The sequence below is a fragment of the Desulfosarcina sp. genome (assembly GCF_055467485.1).
On sequence record NZ_JBUOIV010000002.1, the window covers coordinates 94,909 to 114,660 of the forward strand.

Genomic DNA, 19,752 nt, shown 5'->3' on the forward strand with positions numbered 1-19,752 from the left:
TTTCGTAAAACCGAAACGTGATTAACCGATTGAAAATAAACGTATTGAATAGATATTTGAAAAACTGGCCCATGAATTGCTGGGTAAGGCGTCGTTTCAACGCAATCGAAGAAAGGCAACTCATGGGAATCAAAAAATGGTTGGTGAATGTGGGCAGGCTGTTGGGTGTGAAACCAGATTTCGCAATGCTTCATGACCGTTCAGACATCCGCAACCAATGTCTGATCGCTTCAGAGTTCAGCTATTTTGGAAATGTGGATTCGGCGCTGATAAGAAATTTGAATGGATCTGGAGCCTTTGTTGAAACCCGAAAACGATTTAGCGTCGGCGAGGTGGTGCGGCTGAAATTTCCGCTGCACTATCTCGATCCACCGGTGGAGCTTACCGGTGTAATTGCATGGACGGGTTCGGACGGCGTTGGGGTTAAGTTCAACCCGGATGATTGTTAGGCACTACCGCTCCAACAAAAATGGAAATCGACGCATACGCCCGTTGACAAGCCGTCGATAAACTTTTACGATGCTGATATAATTCATGATACCAAGGGGGCGAACATGAACAAAGGGGATCTGATCGAAGCATTGAAAAGAAAAAACGGCTTTACTCGAGAGAAAGCTGAGCAGGTTATCGATCTTTTTTTCGGGGAAATGACCAACGCGCTTGCCAATGGTGACCGTGTCGAAATCCGAGGATTCGGGAGCATTTTTGTAAAGCAGTATGGTTCCTACAAGGGGCGAAACCCAAAGACGGGTGAATCGGTAACCGTCAAATCCAAACGCCTGCCTTTTTTCAGGTGCGGAAAAGAACTGAAAGAGCGGGTGGACAATCTGAGCCGCTGATTGGCTGCGTCGGCAAACCCCTTCCCATCGTCGATTGGCTGCAGAGGCAATCCATCCTCGGAAAAAAAACCTTGCAGGCCTGGCTTGCACCGCCTGTTCAAGGAGGGTCATGCACAGCCCCGCAACCCATCCGTCACGATCCGCCCAGCCGGCTCAAGACCTTAATGCAATGATGAATATACGGCTCGTAAGGGCAGATCGCTGCCATCACTCCGGGCTCAATCCAAATCGGCTCCAACACCTTTTACGACCTGGCCCCAAGCCGGTAAAGGCGGGGGGCGATTCCTTGACCGCACCCCATGACAAGAAATGGGCATCGACCGAGGACAGTATCGTCTGTCGCCAGTGCCTCCACGAAATTACGTCATCCACACAGCGCACCATGATTGACGGCGCACACGCGCACACGTTTGCCAACCCGGAAGGTATCGTTTTTGAAATTGTTTGTTATCGAAATGCCAGTGGGTGCGCCTATATTGGACCCAGGTCGCCCGAATTCACCTGGTTTGCCGGCTACGTGTGGCGTATTGCGGTGTGTGCCAATTGCCTTGTTCACCTGGGTTGGCGCTTCTCGGCGCCTCAGGGCAATTATTTTCACGGATTGATCGCCAACCGGCTCACCGGCAAGGATGTCTGACCGGTGGGCCATAACTTGTGCCGGAACGGCTGTTATAACACCACCGAGTGTGTTTTCACGTGAAACGTTTCGTATTAATTTCATTGGCTTATTCTCAGTCGGAACCTGAATGCCATTTATGCTTTTGACACAAGGCCCGCATTCGCCTATAATGCAAGTGCTTTTTTTCAGTGGATATCCTACATGTGAAGATGCTGAACTGACCAACTGAACAGGGGACCCCTGGCGATGAAGCTCCGCGATATTTCCGACTGCTGTGTTCATCTGGATGTTCATGAAAAACGCTGCGACCGTGAGGACCTTTTTGAGCTGGTCTTTTTTCAAAATGATCTGGCGGAGTGGGAGCGGATTTTGTCTGCTTTCCTTGAAAACCCGGTTAAGCCCAGTGGAAAGTCTCCGACGCCGAAGGACCTGGAGATCACCGAGGGCACCGGCAGTATTCGTATCGAACAGACCCTTTTCGAAAAAAGTTTTGAAAACGGAGTGATTATCGCCAAATTCTGGCCGTGGAAAGACGGTCGTCACATTACGTTGAGAATGGCGTTGCTTCCCAACGCATCCTCTTGATCCCACCACAGGAGTTTGTTTCCGGCTATGTCCATCCTAAAAGCAATTCCGATTCTGGTCGCTGCATTTTTCCTGGGCAACTGGTTTCTTTCGGAAGTCAGAAAAGCCAAATCCGCCGGGAAACCCTGGTATGCCCCGTACCTGACGATTCCGGGTATTTTGATCATGATTACCTTCATGATCCCCGTCTACCTTCGCTTCTTTCATTGACAGGCGCCCATCCAGAAACGGTTTTTATATCCGATCGATGGTAGTTGCATCAAATGCCCACAATATGTCACGCATAGGTACCCCGAATGCACCTATATCAGAGCGACGGCAATAAAATGGTTTCGCAGGCCTTGATTGCGGTCTACATTCCTTGTTTTTGACAGACAACCATACCGTGCGAGGCTGCTTTGTGTGCTTTAATGATTGAAAATGGTGAATTGAAAATCACCATCGCTGATTCCCTCAAGATCAATCATCTGCCTGCCAAGCTCCTTGAAACGCTGGTGGATCGGTTCCAAATGCTCAACCCCAAATGGCTGGAGAACGAACGCATGGGGCGCTGGAACCGGGGAACCAAAAAAATACTTCGCTTTTACCGACGTTCCGGTAAAAACGGGATCATCATCCCGCGTGGATATGCCCGTCAACTGATTCTCCTGTTGAAGCGAGAGAATCTTTCCTATTGTATCGATGATCGGCGCCGGTTGTTGCCGGATGTAAACTTTTCTTTCAACGGTTCACTCAAAGCCTTCCAATCCGCTGCAGCGGCAGAAATGATAAAAAAGGATTTCGGTACATTGAGTGCCCCCACGGGCAGTGGAAAAACCGTTGTTGGGCTCTTTTTGATCGCCCAACGACGTCAGCCGACCGTGGTGGTGGTGCACACCAAGGATCTTGCTTTTCAGTGGATCCAGCGCATCGAACAGTTTCTGGGCATTCCTTCCGATCAAGTGGGACTGATCGGCGCTGGCAAAAATAGAATCGGTGAACAGATTACCGTGGCGCTCGTTCAAACCCTCTACCGATGTAAGGATCAAATCGTTCCCCACACGGGCCATCTCGTCGTGGACGAGTGCCACCGGGCACCCAGCCGAACCTTCACCGAGGCCGTCACCGCCTTCGATTGCCGCTTCATGCTGGGCCTTTCCGCCACTCCGTGGCGGCGGGACAAGCTGTCCAAGCTCATATTCTGGCATCTGGGGGATGTCCACCACGAGGTGGACAAGGTCCATCTCGAGGAAAGAGGCCATATCCTGAAAGCAGACGTGGTGGTTCGGACCACAGCATTCGAACCCTATTTCGACCCGGTCAACGAATACTCCCGCATGCTCTCGGAACTGACCGCCGACGATGACCGCAACCGGCTGATCGCTATGGATGTGGCCAAAGAGATCCAGGCTGGCAAGGGTGTCTGCCTGGTGCTGTCCGACCGCAAAAAGCATTGTGAAACGCTTCAGGGTATCCTTCACTACAAGTTAGGCGTTCATTCGGACCTGCTCACCGGCGACCTGAGCGATGACGTGCGCAAGGCCGTGCTGGAGCGTCTCAGGAACGGCCAGGTCAAGGTGCTGATCGCAACCGGTCAGTTGGTTGGCGAAGGCTTTGACTGCCCGGACCTGTCCACCTTGTTCATGGCCACCCCGATCCGGTTCAGTGGACGGGTGTTGCAGTACCTTGGGCGGATCCTGAGGCCGGCCCAGGGAAAATCCAGGGCGCGGGTTTATGATTACGTGGACGAACGGGTGGCACCGCTGGTTGCGGCGGCCAAGGCCCGGCAACGGGTCTATGGCGGCGGATCAGGGGAGATTTTCCAGAATGGTTGAAACAAGCGCGGGATGCAGAAACCGTCGGATTCCACAGCAATGATGGAAAAGCGTTTCCTCCGCGTCCCCGAAAAAGGAGGAAAGATTCCCGCAGCTGTTCACCGGGCCGCACTGTGGGCGAAACCGGTTCCCGCGCAGGGAAAAGGGGAGCTTGGTGTTCGGTAAAACCTTCCGCTATCCCACGCCTGTTTGCCATGATCGATGCGCCGCATCCTGATTGGATTGACATGCACATGCGGTGAAACCGGTTTGTCTTAGAAAACTGCTGAGTTGTGCCGGCGTCAGAGAGAAAGATCCGCACAAAAGAATGTGGCGTGCTTTAAGGCTAAAATAGACCTCATCCGTTGTCAAGCATAAGGGGGCGCGGAAGAAAATAATTGGCCCGACCGAGATGGGTTACAGTTAATCTGCCGATGCCTTTATTTTACCTGTTGGGTCGCAACCACCGTCGCCTGCACGATGACCACAGGCGTTATGGGCACGTCCCCCATTCCCGACCGGGACGTGGTGGGCACGCTTTCGATCGCCCGCACCACTTCCATTCCTTGCACCACCTTGCCGAATACGCAATATCCCCAGCCTTGTGATGTTTTTTCCCGGTGATCCAGAAAAAGGTTGTCCTTGACATTGATGAAGAACTGGGCGCTGGCTGAATGGGGATCCGGCGTCCGGGCCATGGCGATGGTGCCGGTAAGATTGGACAGACCGTTGTCGGCTTCGTTGAAAACCGGTGGCCTCGGCGTCCTGCGCTTCATTTGTCCGTCAAATCCGCCGCCCTGAATCATGAAGCCTTTGATCACCCGGTGAAAAATGACGCCATCGTAAAAACCGTCTTTGACGTAGGTCAGAAAGTTATCCACGGTTTTCGGCGCGGCGGCGCTGTCCAACTCCACCACGATATCCCCCTGGGTGGTGGACAGTTTCACCCGGGGCAGGGGATCGGCGGCAATGGACGGCGACGCGCCCACCAAAAAGACCAGAATCATTGTCACTATGCATTTTTTCATTTCAACCTCTATCGAATCGGTTTGCCTGCTACCACAATTGGAACACCCGTCGGGGTTTGTCCAGGCGGGTGATGCCTGCAGCCTTCGCCTCGCGGACAGCCTGATCATATTCAGCCGGGGAGAGGGCGACTGCCAGTGCCGGTATCTCTCGGGCCCGGCCGCAGGGGCGATATTGGGACATGACATTGACATAGGTGTTCCGGGACAGTGAGTCGGCCAGAAACTCCATAATCTTTGCCGTTCCGGCCAAGCCACCGGGCAGCACCAGATGACGTACCAAAAGACCTTTGTAGGCCAGTCCGCTGGTTTTGTCGATGGCCAAGTCGCCGACCTGGCGGTGCATTTCGATAAGCGCCTGCTTGGCCGTTTCAGGATAATCGGGAGCATTGCAGGTGTCCCGGGCCACGTCGGGATGCCAGAATTTGAAGTCCGGCATGAAGATGTCCACGATGCCGTCCAGCAATTGCAGGGTCTCCAAGCGATCGTATCCGCTGCAGTTATACACCAGCGGCACGACCAGTCCTCGTTGGGCAGCCAGGTGAACGGCAGCGAGAATCTGGGGCACCACATGGCTTGGGGTGACCAGATTGATGTTGTGACACCCGGCGTGCTGAAGTTCCAGCATGATTGCCGCCAAGCGTTCGTCCGACACGGTGCGGCCTTCTCCCAGGTGACTGATCTCGTAATTCTGACAGAACGTGCACCGCAGGCTGCAATGCGAAAAAAAGATCGTCCCCGATCCGTTGGATCCCACCAGGGGAGCCTCTTCTCCAAAATGGGCATTGTAGGATGCCACTACGGCCCGGCGACCGGTTTGACAGATGCCGGTTTCACCGGTCGTCCGGTTCACACTGCAGCTGCGCGGGCAAAGGGTGCAGTCGGTCAACGCGTCAAGCCCCTGGTTTGCGCGACGTTGCAGGATTCCGGTTTCAAGGGCTTTCAGATATGCGGGGGCAGGGGTCGCCATGGATTCCTTTAGTTGCGCATCATCTGTTCCAGTTGGGTGACACTTTTAGCTCGGCCGACAACGACCAGCGTGTCGTCGGTTTCGATGCGGGTGTCGGCCTTGGGGTTGAAAATCATGGTCCCGTCGGCCTTTTTGATTGTAAGAATAATCAGGTCCAGTTTCTGGCGGATGCCCGAATCCTTGAGTTCCACATTGAGCAGTTGAGAGGTGGAGCGCACCCGGATTTCCTCCACCTGGATGTCGGTGCTGTCGTCGGCGAAAGCCAGTTCAAGGAACTTGATCACCGTCGGCCTCAAGATGGCGTGGGCCATTCTCCGGGCGCCAAGGTCGTAGGGAGAGATGACCTTGTTGGCCCCTGCAGCCTGAAGGGTCCGCTTGGCGGTGTTCTGGATCGCCCGGGCGACGATGAACAGGCCGGGATTGAGCTGTTTGGCGATCAGCGTCAGAAAAACATTGTCCGCATCGGTGGCCACGGCGGTGATCAGACCTTTTGCATCTTTGATGCCGGCTCTGATCAAAAGGCTTTCATCCGTGGCTTCGCCCACCAGATAGAGCACGCCGTCTTCATCCATGGCCGCCTGGCGAGACTCATTTTTCTCGATAACGACCACATTAAGGTACCGCTCGGTCAGATAGCGGGCCAGCACCCGACCGATTCTGCCATATCCGCAGATAATATAGTGATCTTTCAGTTTGGCGATCTGCTTATCCAATTTGCGCCTCCCGAGAATGACCCGTATGCGGTCTTCGACCAAAAACTGTACCAGCAGACCGACCACATACATGAAATATCCGACACCTGCCACGATGAGGAAAATGGTGAAAATCCGGCCGCCGCCGCTGACCTGGTGGACTTCGCCGTAGCCGACGGTAGCCAGGGTGATGATGGTCATGTATATGGCATCATCAAACGTCCATCCCTCGATGATCATGTACCCGCTGGTACCGATGAGGACAAGCGCCACGGTCAGTATCAAGCTGAAGGTGAAATGGCTTTTACGCTGCATGGTCGCTCATTTGGTTATCCGACAAGGTGATCGGAGCGTCAGTGGGGTTGCCACGGCCGGTGGCTATTTTTCGATCCGGCTTGATTTGCGCAGTTCTTGCGACTATAAGAAAACCACTGTTGCCTGTCAACTGTCAATCGGATGCAACCCCTTTTTATTTAATAAGATATTTCAACTTTCAATGACATGTCCAATTCTCCCATGCAAACGACAGCCCCAATGAAATCGCTCCTGGAACTCATTGACATCCACAAACATTACCGGCGCCTCAGAGCCGTCGACGGGGTGAGCATGACCATCGGTCAGGGTATCTGTTTCGGCCTTTTGGGACCCAATGGCGCCGGAAAGACCACCCTTATCGAGATCATCGAGGACATTATCGACCCCACTGGCGGGACGATCCTCTACAAAGGCGCGAGCAGGTCGGCGCAGTTCCGGCAGGAGGTGGGGATCATGTTTCAACAGACCGCCCTGCTATCGTTTTTGACCGTGGCCGAAACCCTGGAAACCTTCAGCCGGTTGTATGACCACACGGAGTCCATCGACCACTTGATTCACCTATGCCACCTCGAGGAGGTGAGGGCGCAGTTGAACGATAAAATTTCCGGTGGGCAGAAACAGCGGTTGTTGCTTGCCCTTGCCTTGTTGAACCGTCCCGAACTGGTGTTTCTCGACGAACCCTCCACCGGTCTGGATCCCCAGGCCCGGCGGAATTTGTGGGACATCATCAAAACGGTTAAGTCCCAGGGGCGCACCATCGTGCTCACCACGCATTACATGGAAGAGGCGGAGAAACTGTGTGACGACGTCGCCATCATGGACAAAGGCAAGGTCATTGCACGCGGTGCGCCCATGGAGTTGATTGAAACCCACTGCCGCCGGGCAACCCTGTCGGTGCCAAAAGACCAGTTTCCCGAAACGGCGGAAGACTTGCAGGGGATCGCCAACCAGCGGGGAGACCGGATACAGATTCGAACGGAAAACGTCAATGCGGCTGTCTCAACGCTGTTGTCAATGGGGGTGGATATGCGTGGCGTGAACGTGCAGACGCCCTCACTGGAGGATGTTTTCCTGAAACTGACCGGGCGAAGCCTGCGGGAATGATCGGGAGGATACATGCGATTCAAGCGACTGTGGGCTATTTTTCAAGCCAGAAATCGTGAATTTTTCAGAGACCGCGCAGCGTTCGGATGGAACTTCCTTTTTCCTTTCCTGATCATCCTCGGATTTGGCGTCATCTTCAAAGGCGACTATCAATCGCAGTTCAAGGTAGGCCTTTTCCCGGTCTTCCCGGGTGCATCCCTTAACCAGTCGATTGATCTGATTCCCGATTCGTTCACCCAATTCAAAGCCGTCTCCCTGGTGGGCTTCGAATCCCAAGCCCAGGGGATGGACAAACTCAAGCGCCATAAAATAGACCTGTTGATCGAGACGGGGACCCAACCGGTCCGTTACTGGGTCAGCGATTCGTCCCCTTCCGGTGCGATTGTCGAAAGGCTTCTGAAAGGGGCCCTGGTGCCGCCGGATTCAGAAGAACGATTCGAGAAAAAGGACATTCAGGGGGTACAGATTCGATATATCGACTGGCTTTTCCCCGGTGTGCTGGGTATGAACATGATGTTCAGCGCATTATATGGCGTCGGCTGGGTGGTGGTTCGCTATCGCAAAAACGGCGTGCTCAAGCGGCTGAAGGCGACGCCACTGACCGCCTTTGAGTATCTTGCCGCTCAGTTGCTGTCCCGGATTTTTCTGCTCATGTTCACGCTGGTTATTGTCTGGGTGGGATGCGATTGGATTCTCGGCTTCAGGGTTTACGGCAGTCTGGCTAACCTTTTCGTGGTGTTTCTGGCTGGCAGTACCTGCATGACATCGCTGGGCCTGGTCATCGCTTCACGTGGGACCAGCGAAGAGTTCACCAACGGCCTGCTCAATTTCATATCCTGGCCGATGATGTTTTTGTCCGAAGTGTGGTTTTCTATCGAGGGGGCACCGGCATGGCTCCAGGCATCGGCGAAGATTTTTCCATTGACCCACCTGTTGAAAGCGGCCCGGCTGGTGATGAACGAGGGCGAGGGGTTCTTTGCGGTGATGCCGGAGATAACTATCCTGTGCGCCATGAGCCTGGCCTTTCTCCTGGCCGGAGCGGCTCTTTTTTCATGGAATAAATGAAAACCGAATTGGGGGACGGGGAATGCTGGAATTGTTAAACACTTAATTCCTCAATCCTCGAATTCCTTAATTCACCAAACTGTGGATGGGGGACGGAATCAGTCCGCCTCGCCGCAGGAAGCGGTTTTCACCGGTGGCGTTGTTCACCGGCATGATGATGGATTCGCCCAGAAGGCCGCCGAAAAAGGCGTGGTCCCCGGCCTTTTTGCCGGGAACGGGTATCAGGCGGGTGGCGGTGGTTTTCTTGTTGATCACACCGATGGCCATTTCGTCGGCCATGATCGCCGCCAGGGTCTCTTGGCTGGTGTCACCGGGTATGGCCACCATGTCCAGACCCACACTGCACACGCAGGTCATGGCTTCGAGTTTTTCGATGGACAGGTGCCCCTGGGCGGCCGCCTGGGAGATGTTCAGGTCCTCGCTCACCGGTATGAAAGCGCCGCTCAAGCCCCCGACTTTTGAACTGGCAAAGGCGCCGCCCTTTTTCACCGCGTCGTTTAACAGGGCAAGCGCCACCGTGCTGCCAGGCACGCCGATGCTGGCCAGTCCCAGGCTCTGGAAAATCTCTCCCACGCTGTCGCCCACGTTGGGGGTGGGCGCCAGAGAGAGGTCTACCACGCCGAATTTGATGCCCAGTCGCTGGGCCACTTCGCGGCCGATCAGTTCGCCGATGCGGGTGACCTTGTATGCGGTGTGCTTGATGATTTCGCTGATCTGACCCAGGTTGAGATCCGGGGTGGATGTCGTTGCACGGTCGATGGCTTTTTTGACCACGCCGGGCCCGCTGACACCCACGTTGATCACGGCATCGGCTTCACCCACGCCTAAATAGGCGCCGGCCATGAACGGGATATCCTGGGGGATGTTGGCAAACACGCACAGTTTGGCGCAGGCCAACCCATCGCGATCAGCGGTGAGCCGGGCCGCCTCTTTGATGGTTCTGCCCATGAGCAATACGGCATCAATATTGATGCCCGCCCGGGTGGAGGCTACATTGACAGACGCGCATACCCGCTGAGTGCCGGTCAATGCCTCGGGGATGGCCTCGATCAGCGCCCGGTCGCCCCTGGCGATGCCCTTTTCCACCAGCGCGGAAAATCCGCCGATAAAATCCACACGGGCGTCACCGGCCGCTTCGTTCAGCGCAGTGGCCACGCTCAGCATCTGCCGGGAATTGAAGGGGGCGCCGGCCACAGCAATCGGGCTTACCGAAATACGCTTGTTTACCACCGGGATTCCGTATTTGTCCCCGACTTCATCGCATATCTTCACCAGATTTTTGGCTGCACCGGTGATGCGGGCATAAATGTTGTCCGTGAACCGACCGATATCGTCGCTGGCGCAATCCAGCAGGTTCAGGCCCAGGGTGACGGTACGAACATCCAGGTTTTCATTTTTAAGCATCTCAACGACGGAGAGGATTTCTCGTTCACTGAACATGGCAACAGTCCTTATACGCGCCTAAACGCGATTGATCGCTTCGAAAATCAATTTATGCTGGATGGATATGTCCAGGGACAACGCCAGGGCCTTTTCACGTAGATCCCGTCGAAGGGCCTGGTGGTTGGCATCGCTGGGGATGTCGACCTCATAGATCATGATGTTGGCATTGGGGTCGTCTCCGCCTTTGAAGATCGCCTGCAAGTTGGTCACATTGACCCGGTGGGCGGCCATGATGGCAGTGATGGCCGCCACAAGCCCTTTACGATCCGGTCCCTTGGTAACCACCACGAAGGGTTCGCTGTCCACGACCGCCTGAGATCCATTGTCCGTGGATAGGCGTTTTTCATAAACGTGCAGCCCCATGGGGGCAAGCCCGGCCTCCAGGTGCCGGTGCAGGTCGCCTTCGGACAGCGCCTTGGGGACGCCGACAATAAAAATGCCGGAGAACTCGTTTTGCAGGATGGTCTGGCTGACGTTTTCGATATTGCAGTCCTGTTCGAACAGAATATGGGTGACGGCGGCGATAATGCCGGGCCGGTCTTTGCCCAGTACGGAAACGATCATTTTCTTCATGAAGCGGGCTCCAAAGGAAGGTGACGGGTGGCAATGAAGCCTCCTTATGGAACAATTGGGGGTGGCTGTCAATACACGGGGAATGAACACCACCATCAAGCGGCAATGAAAAAGGATTGTGCACCGAAGCACCGCTGTGGTAACTTGTCCGTTCAATTTGAGCTCCCGTAGCATGGGTTGAGCATAGAAAGTCAACCATCGGAGAAACTGGAACGCAACCATCCGCCGCACCTTGCGGTGCCCGTGAAGGGGTTGCCGGGTAACCCGCTGTGAAAACGACGCACATCAGTAATTTAATCCAGGAAAACAAAACCCTTTTCATCATCATCGTTGTCGGGCTGTTTCTGCTGGAACTGGAGATCTTCGCCCTGGCGGCTATGAAATCCGGTCGTAAATCGTGGCTGCAGGTCATCGACACCAACGGCAACGTCATCCATGAGACCAGCGGCAAGAACCTGAGCGAATTCAACAAGTACTATTTCGAAAAGACATTCGGTCCCTTCGAGAACTATCAGGTGCGCCTTGAAACCAGGGATCACCCTTTTCCGTTCAGGGCCTGGTTCGTGGCGGCAGTCGGTATTCCCGTCGGCGCCATGCTGCTCTTCGGCTTCGTGGTGAAGGCTTACGTGGCTATTTTCCACGGCAACGAACTGCAAGGGGATGAATCCACGACCGCCTGCCAACCGGGGTATGAATCCCGTCTGGAGTCAATCCTGGTCCGCATCAGCCGGATGAATATTTTCATCATCGGGTTTTTAATCTTTGTCGGCGTGATCTCCTATTGGATCATCCCCAATATGATCACCTATATCGGGCGGACCGGCATCGACGCCATCATCCGATTCAAGTGGGTGTTCATCGCCGTTGGGGCGGCGGCGGCGGCCATTGGCGTCTGGATCATCTATCTTCGTTATCTGCTGGCTAAAAAGAGCATCGAGAGCCATGCGGAAATTGAAAAGCACCGACTGGCGCTGGAGTATAAATCCCAACACGCTTTGCCGCTGCAGTTGGACGCCCCCTCTGCGGATAACGCACCCCGTATTTCCCCAAAGTGGCGTCGTTCCGCCAACAAACCGTCTTCGTCCGCCGACAAAGATTGACGAACCCATCCTGTCGAGGCGATCATCCGGGGGGGAGACAGAGTACGGTGTCGGCTGATCGGACAACAGCCGGTTGCGTTGATACAAAAAACAGATTGCATCTTCGGATTCATGACGCAGATCATCACTACCCATAAGAATGCAGACTTTGATGCATTCGCTTCACTGGTGGCCGCCACATTGATCTATCCCGAGGCGGTTGCCGCCATTCCCAAAACCATGAATCCCAATGTACGCGCCTTCATGTCCATCCACAAGGACCTCTTCAACTATGTGGACCGCTGGAGCATCGAGACCGGCAAGGTGACCCGCCTGATCGTTGTCGACACGGCAGACTGGTCCCGGTTGGGTCCCATTGCCAAGCTTAACAAGCGGGGCGGCCTCGAGGTGCTGGTGTGGGATCACCACACCGGGGGGGATATCGATGCGACATGGAAATGCCGGGAAAGCGTCGGTGCAACCATCACCTTGTTGGTGCGCCAGCTCAAATCCATGCGAAAACTGGTTACGCCCATCCAGGCCACCCTTTTCCTGGCAGGCCTTTATGAAGACACCGGCAACCTGTCTTTTTCCTCCTGCACGGCTGAAGACGCCTATGCCGCCGGTTGGCTGCTGGATCGCAAGGCGGACCTCGCCCTGGTCTCGAAATTCCTGCGTCCCGCATACGGCGAAAAACAGCGGGATGTACTCGCCGAAATGCTGAAAAATGACAACCGCTTGAAATTAAATGGGTATTCAGTAAGCATCAGCCGGATTCACATTGACGGACACGTGGGCAACCTGGCCTTGGTGGTAGGCATGTACCGTGACATCGTTAACGTAGATGCCGCTTTCGGCCTGTTCGTGAGCGAAGAAAAAAACGGCCGGCAAAAATGCATGGTCATCGGCCGGAGCGACAACGAAGGGCTTGACGTGGGCAGCCTCATGAAAAGCATGGGCGGCGGCGGTCATCCCGGTGCCGGAAGTGCCATGCTGAAAGGCGTCAATCTCGAGATCGCCGAGCAGATGATCGTCGATCTGATCAAAGGCAACCAGCAGTCATCGGTTCAAATCAGCGATCTGATGTCCTTTCCCGTCTTCTCCGTTCCCCCGGACACACCCATGGCCGAAGTGGCCAAGGTTCTTCGCCAGCAGGGCTGCACCGGCGTGCCGGTGGTGGACGATGGTATGCTGGTGGGCATCATATCACGGCGGGATTTCAAGAAGATCCGCAAGGAAGACCAGCTTCAGGCACCGGTCAAAGCCTTCATGAGCAACCGGGCGATCAGTATCCAACCGGGAAAAAGCCCCATCCAGGCGGCCCGGACCATGGTTCGCCACGATATCGGCCGGCTCCCCGTGGTAGAAGACGGCCGGATCATCGGAATCATTACCCGTTCGGATGTGATGATGTATTTTTACGACCTGCTGCCGGATTGACCTGGGGCCAACCCAAATCAGCCAGGAGAAAATCCCCGTCATTCCATCCGATTAGAACGGGCAAGCGGGGGCAATAATGGCTTGACGCCCCTGTGTCTCCCCGTATAAGGATTGGCTGTTTTTTTACCTGCGGCAATGGGCCAGAAAGGCCGTCGCCTGATGACTCAACGAAGGGATCCGCATATGCATACCCCCGCTGTCATCGATCATATCGTCAAATGGCTCACCGCGTATCTCGACGAATCCGGCATGAAAGGCTTTGTGGTGGGCGTGTCCGGAGGCATTGATTCGGCGGTAACCTCAACCTTGTGCGCCATGACCGGCTATCCGGTCAAGGTGCTGAACATGCCGATATGCCAGGCAGCGGATCAGGTGAGCCGGGCCGCCACGCATGTTCAGTGGCTTACGGCGCGTTACCCGACCGTGGAAGGTGTCCGCGTGGATCTGACCCCGGTGTTCGAATCCCTGAAGAGGGCCCTTCCCGAAGCCATCCAGGACGACTTGAGCATGGCCAACACCCGCAGCCGGCTGCGCATGCTTACCCTTTATGGCTTTTCCACCCACCACCGCCTGCTGGTGGCAGGCACAGGCAACAAGGTGGAGGATTTCGGCGTGGGCTTCTATACCAAATACGGTGATGGGGGGGTGGACCTGTCGCCCATTGCCGACCTGATGAAATCGGAAGTCTATATACTGGCGGAAGCGATGGGCATCGTCGACGACATTATCCAGGCGCCGCCCACGGACGGGCTGTGGAGCGACAACCGTTCCGACGAGAGCCAGATCGGGGCCACCTACGATGAACTGGAATGGGCCATGGCCTTTGAAGCCGGCAATGGTGACGAAACTTCTCTTGATTCAAGACAGCGGGAGGTGCTGGGCATCTTCAGGAGATTCAACCGGATCAATCGGCACAAGATGGTGCCGATTCCCGTATGCACCATCCCCACCCGTTTCAAGCAAACCAAAGATTGAGCCAAGCTATCGAGCGCAGCGCGGGCACCCGGCAGGTGCTACACGTGGCAGGTGATCCGCAGAATCAACCGTGGGAAACGATGGCCCGATGAGAGGCGCAACCGATGACCGAAAAATACCGGGAGCGAGTGTGCAACGGTTACGATCATGTATTGACCATTGATGAAAGGCTTTACGACGTTCGCACGGACCATCAACACCTGCTGATTTTCAAAAACCGGGCATTTGGCCGCGTCCTGGCCCTGGACGGCGTCATCCAGACCACGGAAGCGGACGAATTCATCTATCACGAGATGATGGTGCATGTGCCTGTCCTGGCGCACGGCAGTGTCAGGCGGGTGCTGATCCTCGGCGGCGGCGACGGTGCCACTCTCAGGGAGGTGCTGCGCCACCGCACCATCCAACAGGCGATCCTGGTCGAAATCGACCCGTCGGTCATCGACCTGTGCAGGCAATATCTGCCGAACCACTCCATGGGTGCCTTCGATGATCCCAGGGCCACCATCGTGCTCGACGACGGCCTGCATTTTCTGCAAACGACCCATGAACGCTTCGATCTGATCCTGACCGACAGCACGGACCCCGACGGGCCGGCCGAGATGCTTTTCAGCAGACCGTACTATGCCGCCTGTAAAGCCAGCCTGGCCCCCGGCGGTGTGCTGGTTACCCAGAACGGAGTGGCCTTTTTGCAGTTGGATGAGGTGCGCTCTTCGGCCAGGCATTTTAACGCCTTGTTCCGGGACTGGCATTTTTTTACCGCGGCCGTTCCCACCTACGCCGGGGGCATCATGGCTTTCGGGTGGGCCAGCGACAACCCGGAACTGAGGCAACAGGAAGCAACGACATTACAGCGTCGGTTTTCCCAAACCGGCATGACCACCCGCTACTACACCCCCGAGATTCATCGCAACGCATTTGCCCTGCCACAATATATCCTCGACGCCATTGGCAAAACCTCCCCATGATCAGGCGTTGGTAGCAGATGGCCGCCGTTTCGATGCAAGCATTGTTTTTCAGGGCCGTCGCCCCTATTATTGGATAGACGCCTGCCGATTCGTTGTCACTTATCACTAAAGGAGGAATCCATGAAACTGGAAGCAGCCATTAAATCAGCATTGGAATTTGAGAGCCGCATCAGGGATTTGTACATCGAGGCGGTGGCCCGCACCGATGAACCTGCCGGAAAAAAAATATTTCAGACCCTGGCAGACGATGAACAGCGCCATGTGGATTACCTGGAAAGCCGGCTCGGCGAATGGCAGAAGCATGGCAAGATCAGTGCCGACGTGCTGGCGTCGATGATTCCCGACAAAACGGCCATCAGAAAAACGGCTGCCGCCCTTCAATCGAAATTGAGCGAAGACGCCCGCGGGTTGAAGCAGCAGATGCTCTCACGAGCGCTGGAGATGGAAATTGAGACCAGCCGTTTCTACAAAGAAATGGTCGACCAGGTAGCATCCGACCACCGGGCCATGTTTGCGCGATTTCTGGAAATCGAGGACAACCACATCGAAGCGGTTCAATTCGAACTGGATCATCTGAGCAACACGGGTTTCTGGTATGGGTTCGAAGAGTTCGATATGGAGAGTGTTTGAGAGTCAGGCGCAACAGCGCCCCCTGAACGGTCCGTCTGCGTGGCGATCGTTTGTTTCGAACGGTATGCAGACGGAGGGCTGCCGATTTCGTGTAATGAAGCACACCTATACCATATGTGGTATGGGCTATAATCAATAAATACAATAAGTGGTAGTCAAGCTATTGATTCGCGATCGTGGGCGCATTACCGATTGCTTGTAACGTCGGGGTGGCGCGCATTCTTTAGGACCCCTTTCGAAACGCTGTACTTCCGATACCGCTGCCGACCCAGAGGGTTGACTCGCGTCTGAGCGGAAAGTGTCCAAGACCTCATTACAGCACCGATCAACTTCCTATCGTCAACAGGCTTGACTGTTTGTGGATTCGGATCGATAAAATACCAAATATAGAATCCTGTGCCAATCAACTATACCAGATATGGTATCGATTCTTGCCATCAGTACCAACCGCCAAGTGACATCGATGTTTTCTGCAGCACATGGCCTGCACGGTGGTTTAACTGCCGGTGGCGCCGGGGGCCGGTTGATCGGATGAAGGCCTTACCTTGGCTTGCTTTCAGCCTTGGCATGTCGACGTTGTCGATCGATCGGATCAACCCGTGCGGAAGCCGTCGGGCACATGGCTGTCAGGTACGGCGAGTACCGGGGTGATGCCGTCTGAATAACCGATGCCGAAGAGCATGCCGTCGTACATTTCGCCCATCATCGTTCGGAGTTCAAGGTTAATCACGAACAAGGCCTGCCGTCCCTGAATTTCGGCCGTACCGGAACGCTCCTGTTTGACGCCTGCCAGAATCCTGCGAGTGTGGTCGCCGAAATTGACGGTCAGCCGCAGCAGTTTGTCGGTTCCCCGGATCTCCTCGACACAGGCGATGGTGTCTACCCGGACATCCATTTTTTGGAAATCACCGAATGAGATCATCGGTTTGACGGGTGCAATATCCATTTTCAACCTCTGCAGGGGTCAGTTCCAACGGCCGGACCTGTCGCGAGCCATGCCGGCCAATCCTGCCGGTGACTGGCCAAAGGACCCGATGCCTTGCGGCGGCCGTCTCCATATACACCAGGGCAATGCGGCAGGTCTTGCCGTACACTAGGACCTCGTCGACGTATTTTTCAACAGGTGCGGCAGGGCGAACCCGCTCGGGGGGACGTGATAGATGATGATGTCCGCCCGTTTCAGTTTGCGCATTTCGTCATCGACGTCCCACAATCCTGCGACGGTGTCGCTGACCGGGATCTCATGGTGATATTACCGGATATCCGGAACAGGGCCTCGTTAATTACCCCATGGCGTCATACCCTGTCGGGTTGGCCCTGACGCGCAGGATCGCCATGCAGCCCTCACCGGTTGGAGGGAAGGTGGTGGGGTGCGCCTCTGACCACGGCCCTCTCCTTGTTTACGTCTTCATCGAAATCAATAGCCGGTGGTGTCAAAAGCGGGCCGTAGTGTCGAATCAGGCTGTCGCGGATTCGATTCAGGGGAATGTCCGAAAATTCCCCCCGGTAACGCACGTACTCCATGTGCGCATTTCCCAATCGGTCAAAGGGGTGGTAAATGGCGTCGGCGGCACCGTCAAAATCAAGGGGCATCAAATGAAACCGCTCGCACAGCTCGAAATTGAATGCCGGCGTGGCCTTGACCCATTGCCCGTCGATAAAAATGGACGTGTACCCGTGCCAGAAAAAGATGTCCGTTTTCATCAGGTTTCGCAAACGTTCGGTGGACAGGTGGTTGCGTACGTCAGCAAAACCGAGCCGTGCGGGAATTCCCACAGCCCGGCAGCAAGCGGCCAGCAGCACTGCCTTGGGTACACACCAGCCGCGACCGGACGCCAGGGTCGTGCTGGCCCGCATGCCTTCCACCGACAGGTCGATTGCATAGGGATCGTAGCGGATCCCGTCACGAACGGCATAGTAGAGGCTGACTGCCTGGTCTCTGGCAGTTGCCGCACCGTCCACCTGTGTGCGTGCGAAGGCCGTCACGCGGGCATGGGCACTGTCGATGACCGGTGTGGGGCGAAGCGTTTCTTGAGAACAAGGGGGCATGGCGCATCCATCCGCTTGGCGGTCAGTCTGGTTTAGGGTCAAATGCCATGGCGGCTTCGCTTGCCACCGGCGGTGTCCGGTTTCGGCACATGGTGCCGTGCAAGGACGGATCAGGCGTCGGATCTGTCCGGCGTGGCTTTCGGATGGCTGATTTCGTTGGAATTCGCAGCGGCCGGCAGTTTTTCGCTGACATTGGCTGCCAGCCCCATCGCCCTGGCCCGCTTGGCCCATTGACGCCGAGCCATGGCCTGCATGTCTTCGACTGTGTCCATCTCGTCGACGATCTCCATGCCGAGCAGGGTCTCGATGATATCCTCGATTGTCACCAGCCCTTTGGTCCCACCGTATTCATCGATCACCACGGCGATTTGCTGGCGTTCGTCGAGCAAAAATTCGAGCAGGTTCGTCAGCGACAGATTGCCGGGAACCGTTTTGATTGCCCGCTTCAGGGTTTCGATTTTACTGCCTCCGCCATCGTGGGCCTTGGAAATCAGCAAGTCGTCCCGTAGAACGAAACCGGTGATGTGATCCAGGTCGGTTTGGAAGATCGGCAGGCGCGAGAAGGCAGTCGATGCCTCGGCATTCAGGGCGTCGTTGACGGACAGGCTCTCCGCCAGGCCCGTGATCACGGTCCGCGGCGTCATGATGTCGCTGGCTGTCAAGGAACCGAAACGAAACAGATTGCGGATGATCCGTGATTCGTGCGGGTCGATCATCCCGGCGCGTTCACCGATGCCGGCCATGGCGATGAATTCCTCCCGGCTGAATATGCTGGTGGTTTTTCCGCGTGCGATCAGGCGGGTCAGTGTTTCCGAAAACCAGATCAGCGGATAAAGCGCCCAAATCAATCCCCGGACAAATTGAGCCGTGATTCCGGCCAATGATCGCCAGTACACGGCGCCGATGGTTTTAGGGATGATTTCGGAAAGGAACAGGATCATCAAAGTCATTACGGCGGAAAACAGCCCGAACCAGGCGCTGCCGAACACCACTGTCGCCTTGGAACCCGAGCCGATCGCCCCCACGGTATGGGCGATGGTATTCAAGGTCAAGATGGCGGCCAGGGACTGGTCCACCTTTTCCTGCTTCAACTGTTTCAACAGGGCCGCGCGTTTCGGGTTTCTGCTTTTTAGGCCGGCGATGTAAGCAGGTGTTATGCTCAACAGGACCGCTTCGGCTACACTGCAGAGAAAGGAGAAGACCAAGGCCAGCAGGATGTACGACACCAGCAGGATTAGATCGGTGTTTGTGTGACCGGCCGTCGTCGCCGCTGCCCCGCTGGCCAGACCGGCGGCAAAAACAGCATCGGCTGAACACAGCACGATCATCGATATGACCGGCCTGCAGACTCGTTTGGGTGACAATTGCAATATCCTAATCAGAACACCTCCCGGTCAGGGGTGAAAAAGCGTCCACAATGCGACGGTCAGTCCGATGTAGCGGCAAATGGGTTCAACAGTGGACGGCGAACATCCATTCGTTGCTGGCATGGGTTTCATTGTCCGGTTTAGCAGACCTGATGCAACACCGGACATTACCAAACCTAAACGCCGCCGTTTTTTCGGATAGGGTGGCGGCTCCACCTATCAGT

Annotated in this window: 21 protein-coding genes; 13 read left to right on the forward strand and 8 right to left on the reverse strand. The window is 55.6% G+C overall.

Annotated features, from left to right (window positions below; translation table 11 throughout):
* Positions 1-122 precede the first annotated feature (122 nt).
* From ACZCED_RS01555 to ACZCED_RS01580, 6 genes are all read left to right on the forward strand, one after another.
* Positions 123-449 carry a PilZ domain-containing protein gene (locus ACZCED_RS01555; RefSeq protein WP_462969561.1) on the forward strand — a complete coding sequence of 109 codons (327 nt, stop codon included), beginning with the start codon at positions 123-125 and terminating at the stop codon, positions 447-449.
* Positions 450-554: 105 nt separating this feature from the next.
* Positions 555-839 carry an HU family DNA-binding protein gene (locus tag ACZCED_RS01560; protein WP_462969560.1) on the forward strand — a complete coding sequence of 95 codons (285 nt, stop codon included), beginning with the start codon at positions 555-557 and terminating at the stop codon, positions 837-839.
* A 286-nt stretch (positions 840-1,125) separates the two neighbouring features.
* Positions 1,126-1,476, forward strand: a complete 351-nt coding sequence (locus tag ACZCED_RS01565) for a cereblon family protein (protein WP_462969559.1) — start codon at positions 1,126-1,128, stop codon at positions 1,474-1,476.
* A gap of 228 nt (positions 1,477-1,704) precedes the next feature.
* The gene (locus ACZCED_RS01570) at positions 1,705-2,043 is read left to right on the forward strand and encodes a hypothetical protein (RefSeq protein WP_462969558.1); all 339 of its coding nucleotides are present in this window, start codon (positions 1,705-1,707) and stop codon (positions 2,041-2,043) included.
* 27 nt (positions 2,044-2,070) lie between these two features.
* Positions 2,071-2,253 carry a hypothetical protein gene (locus ACZCED_RS01575; RefSeq protein ID WP_462969557.1) on the forward strand — a complete coding sequence of 61 codons (183 nt, stop codon included), beginning with the start codon at positions 2,071-2,073 and terminating at the stop codon, positions 2,251-2,253.
* 200 nt (positions 2,254-2,453) lie between these two features.
* On the forward strand, positions 2,454-3,857 hold the full coding sequence (locus tag ACZCED_RS01580; protein ID WP_464860065.1) for a DEAD/DEAH box helicase: 1,404 nt from the start codon (positions 2,454-2,456) through the stop codon (positions 3,855-3,857).
* A 419-nt stretch (positions 3,858-4,276) separates the two neighbouring features.
* Here the strand turns inward: ACZCED_RS01580 and ACZCED_RS01585 are convergent, their stop codons facing one another.
* From ACZCED_RS01585 to ACZCED_RS01595, 3 genes are read right to left on the reverse strand one after another with little or no spacing between them, the layout of a single operon-like run.
* On the reverse strand, positions 4,277-4,864 hold the full coding sequence (locus ACZCED_RS01585; RefSeq protein ID WP_462969555.1) for a peptidylprolyl isomerase: 588 nt from the start codon (positions 4,862-4,864) through the stop codon (positions 4,277-4,279).
* A 28-nt stretch (positions 4,865-4,892) separates the two neighbouring features.
* Positions 4,893-5,831 (reverse strand): radical SAM protein, encoded by a 939-nt coding sequence (locus ACZCED_RS01590; protein WP_462969554.1) that lies wholly within the window; start codon positions 5,829-5,831, stop codon positions 4,893-4,895.
* Positions 5,832-5,839: 8 nt separating this feature from the next.
* The gene (locus tag ACZCED_RS01595; RefSeq protein ID WP_462969553.1) at positions 5,840-6,838 is read right to left on the reverse strand and encodes a potassium channel family protein; all 999 of its coding nucleotides are present in this window, start codon (positions 6,836-6,838) and stop codon (positions 5,840-5,842) included.
* A gap of 219 nt (positions 6,839-7,057) precedes the next feature.
* Between ACZCED_RS01595 and ACZCED_RS01600 the strand changes: the two genes are divergently transcribed.
* A complete protein-coding gene (locus ACZCED_RS01600; protein WP_464860066.1) occupies positions 7,058-7,942 on the forward strand; it encodes an ABC transporter ATP-binding protein in 885 nt (294 codons plus the stop codon).
* A gap of 12 nt (positions 7,943-7,954) precedes the next feature.
* The gene (locus tag ACZCED_RS01605) at positions 7,955-9,007 is read left to right on the forward strand and encodes an ABC transporter permease (RefSeq protein WP_462969551.1); all 1,053 of its coding nucleotides are present in this window, start codon (positions 7,955-7,957) and stop codon (positions 9,005-9,007) included.
* Positions 9,008-9,073: 66 nt separating this feature from the next.
* Here ACZCED_RS01605 and ACZCED_RS01610 read toward each other — a convergent pair whose 3' ends face one another.
* A complete protein-coding gene (locus ACZCED_RS01610; protein ID WP_464860067.1) occupies positions 9,074-10,447 on the reverse strand; it encodes a DUF711 family protein in 1,374 nt (457 codons plus the stop codon).
* 21 nt (positions 10,448-10,468) lie between these two features.
* Positions 10,469-11,023 carry a glycine cleavage system transcriptional repressor gene (locus tag ACZCED_RS01615; protein WP_462969549.1) on the reverse strand — a complete coding sequence of 185 codons (555 nt, stop codon included), beginning with the start codon at positions 11,021-11,023 and terminating at the stop codon, positions 10,469-10,471.
* A gap of 269 nt (positions 11,024-11,292) precedes the next feature.
* On the opposite strand from ACZCED_RS01615, the gene ACZCED_RS01620 reads away from it, so the two are divergent.
* From ACZCED_RS01620 to ACZCED_RS01640, 5 genes are all read left to right on the forward strand, one after another.
* The gene (locus ACZCED_RS01620; RefSeq protein WP_464860068.1) at positions 11,293-12,123 is read left to right on the forward strand and encodes a hypothetical protein; all 831 of its coding nucleotides are present in this window, start codon (positions 11,293-11,295) and stop codon (positions 12,121-12,123) included.
* A 111-nt stretch (positions 12,124-12,234) separates the two neighbouring features.
* Positions 12,235-13,542: a CBS domain-containing protein gene (locus tag ACZCED_RS01625; protein WP_462969547.1), complete on the forward strand. Its 1,308-nt coding sequence runs from the start codon at positions 12,235-12,237 to the stop codon at positions 13,540-13,542.
* A 183-nt stretch (positions 13,543-13,725) separates the two neighbouring features.
* Positions 13,726-14,517, forward strand: coding sequence for an NAD(+) synthase (gene nadE / locus ACZCED_RS01630; RefSeq protein WP_464860069.1), 792 nt, complete (start codon positions 13,726-13,728; stop codon positions 14,515-14,517).
* A 104-nt stretch (positions 14,518-14,621) separates the two neighbouring features.
* Positions 14,622-15,482 (forward strand): polyamine aminopropyltransferase, encoded by an 861-nt coding sequence (speE, locus tag ACZCED_RS01635; protein WP_462969545.1) that lies wholly within the window; start codon positions 14,622-14,624, stop codon positions 15,480-15,482.
* A 120-nt stretch (positions 15,483-15,602) separates the two neighbouring features.
* On the forward strand, positions 15,603-16,112 hold the full coding sequence (locus ACZCED_RS01640; protein ID WP_462969544.1) for a hypothetical protein: 510 nt from the start codon (positions 15,603-15,605) through the stop codon (positions 16,110-16,112).
* A 592-nt stretch (positions 16,113-16,704) separates the two neighbouring features.
* Here the strand turns inward: ACZCED_RS01640 and ACZCED_RS01645 are convergent.
* From ACZCED_RS01645 to ACZCED_RS01655, 3 genes are all read right to left on the reverse strand, one after another.
* Positions 16,705-17,058, reverse strand: coding sequence for a hypothetical protein (locus tag ACZCED_RS01645; RefSeq protein WP_464860070.1), 354 nt, complete (start codon positions 17,056-17,058; stop codon positions 16,705-16,707).
* 398 nt (positions 17,059-17,456) lie between these two features.
* A complete protein-coding gene (locus ACZCED_RS01650; RefSeq protein ID WP_464860071.1) occupies positions 17,457-18,161 on the reverse strand; it encodes a transglutaminase-like domain-containing protein in 705 nt (234 codons plus the stop codon).
* A 110-nt stretch (positions 18,162-18,271) separates the two neighbouring features.
* Entirely contained in the window at positions 18,272-19,525 is a 1,254-nt protein-coding gene (locus tag ACZCED_RS01655) for a hemolysin family protein (RefSeq protein WP_464860072.1), read from the reverse strand.
* Between the last annotated feature and the right edge of the window lie 227 nt (positions 19,526-19,752).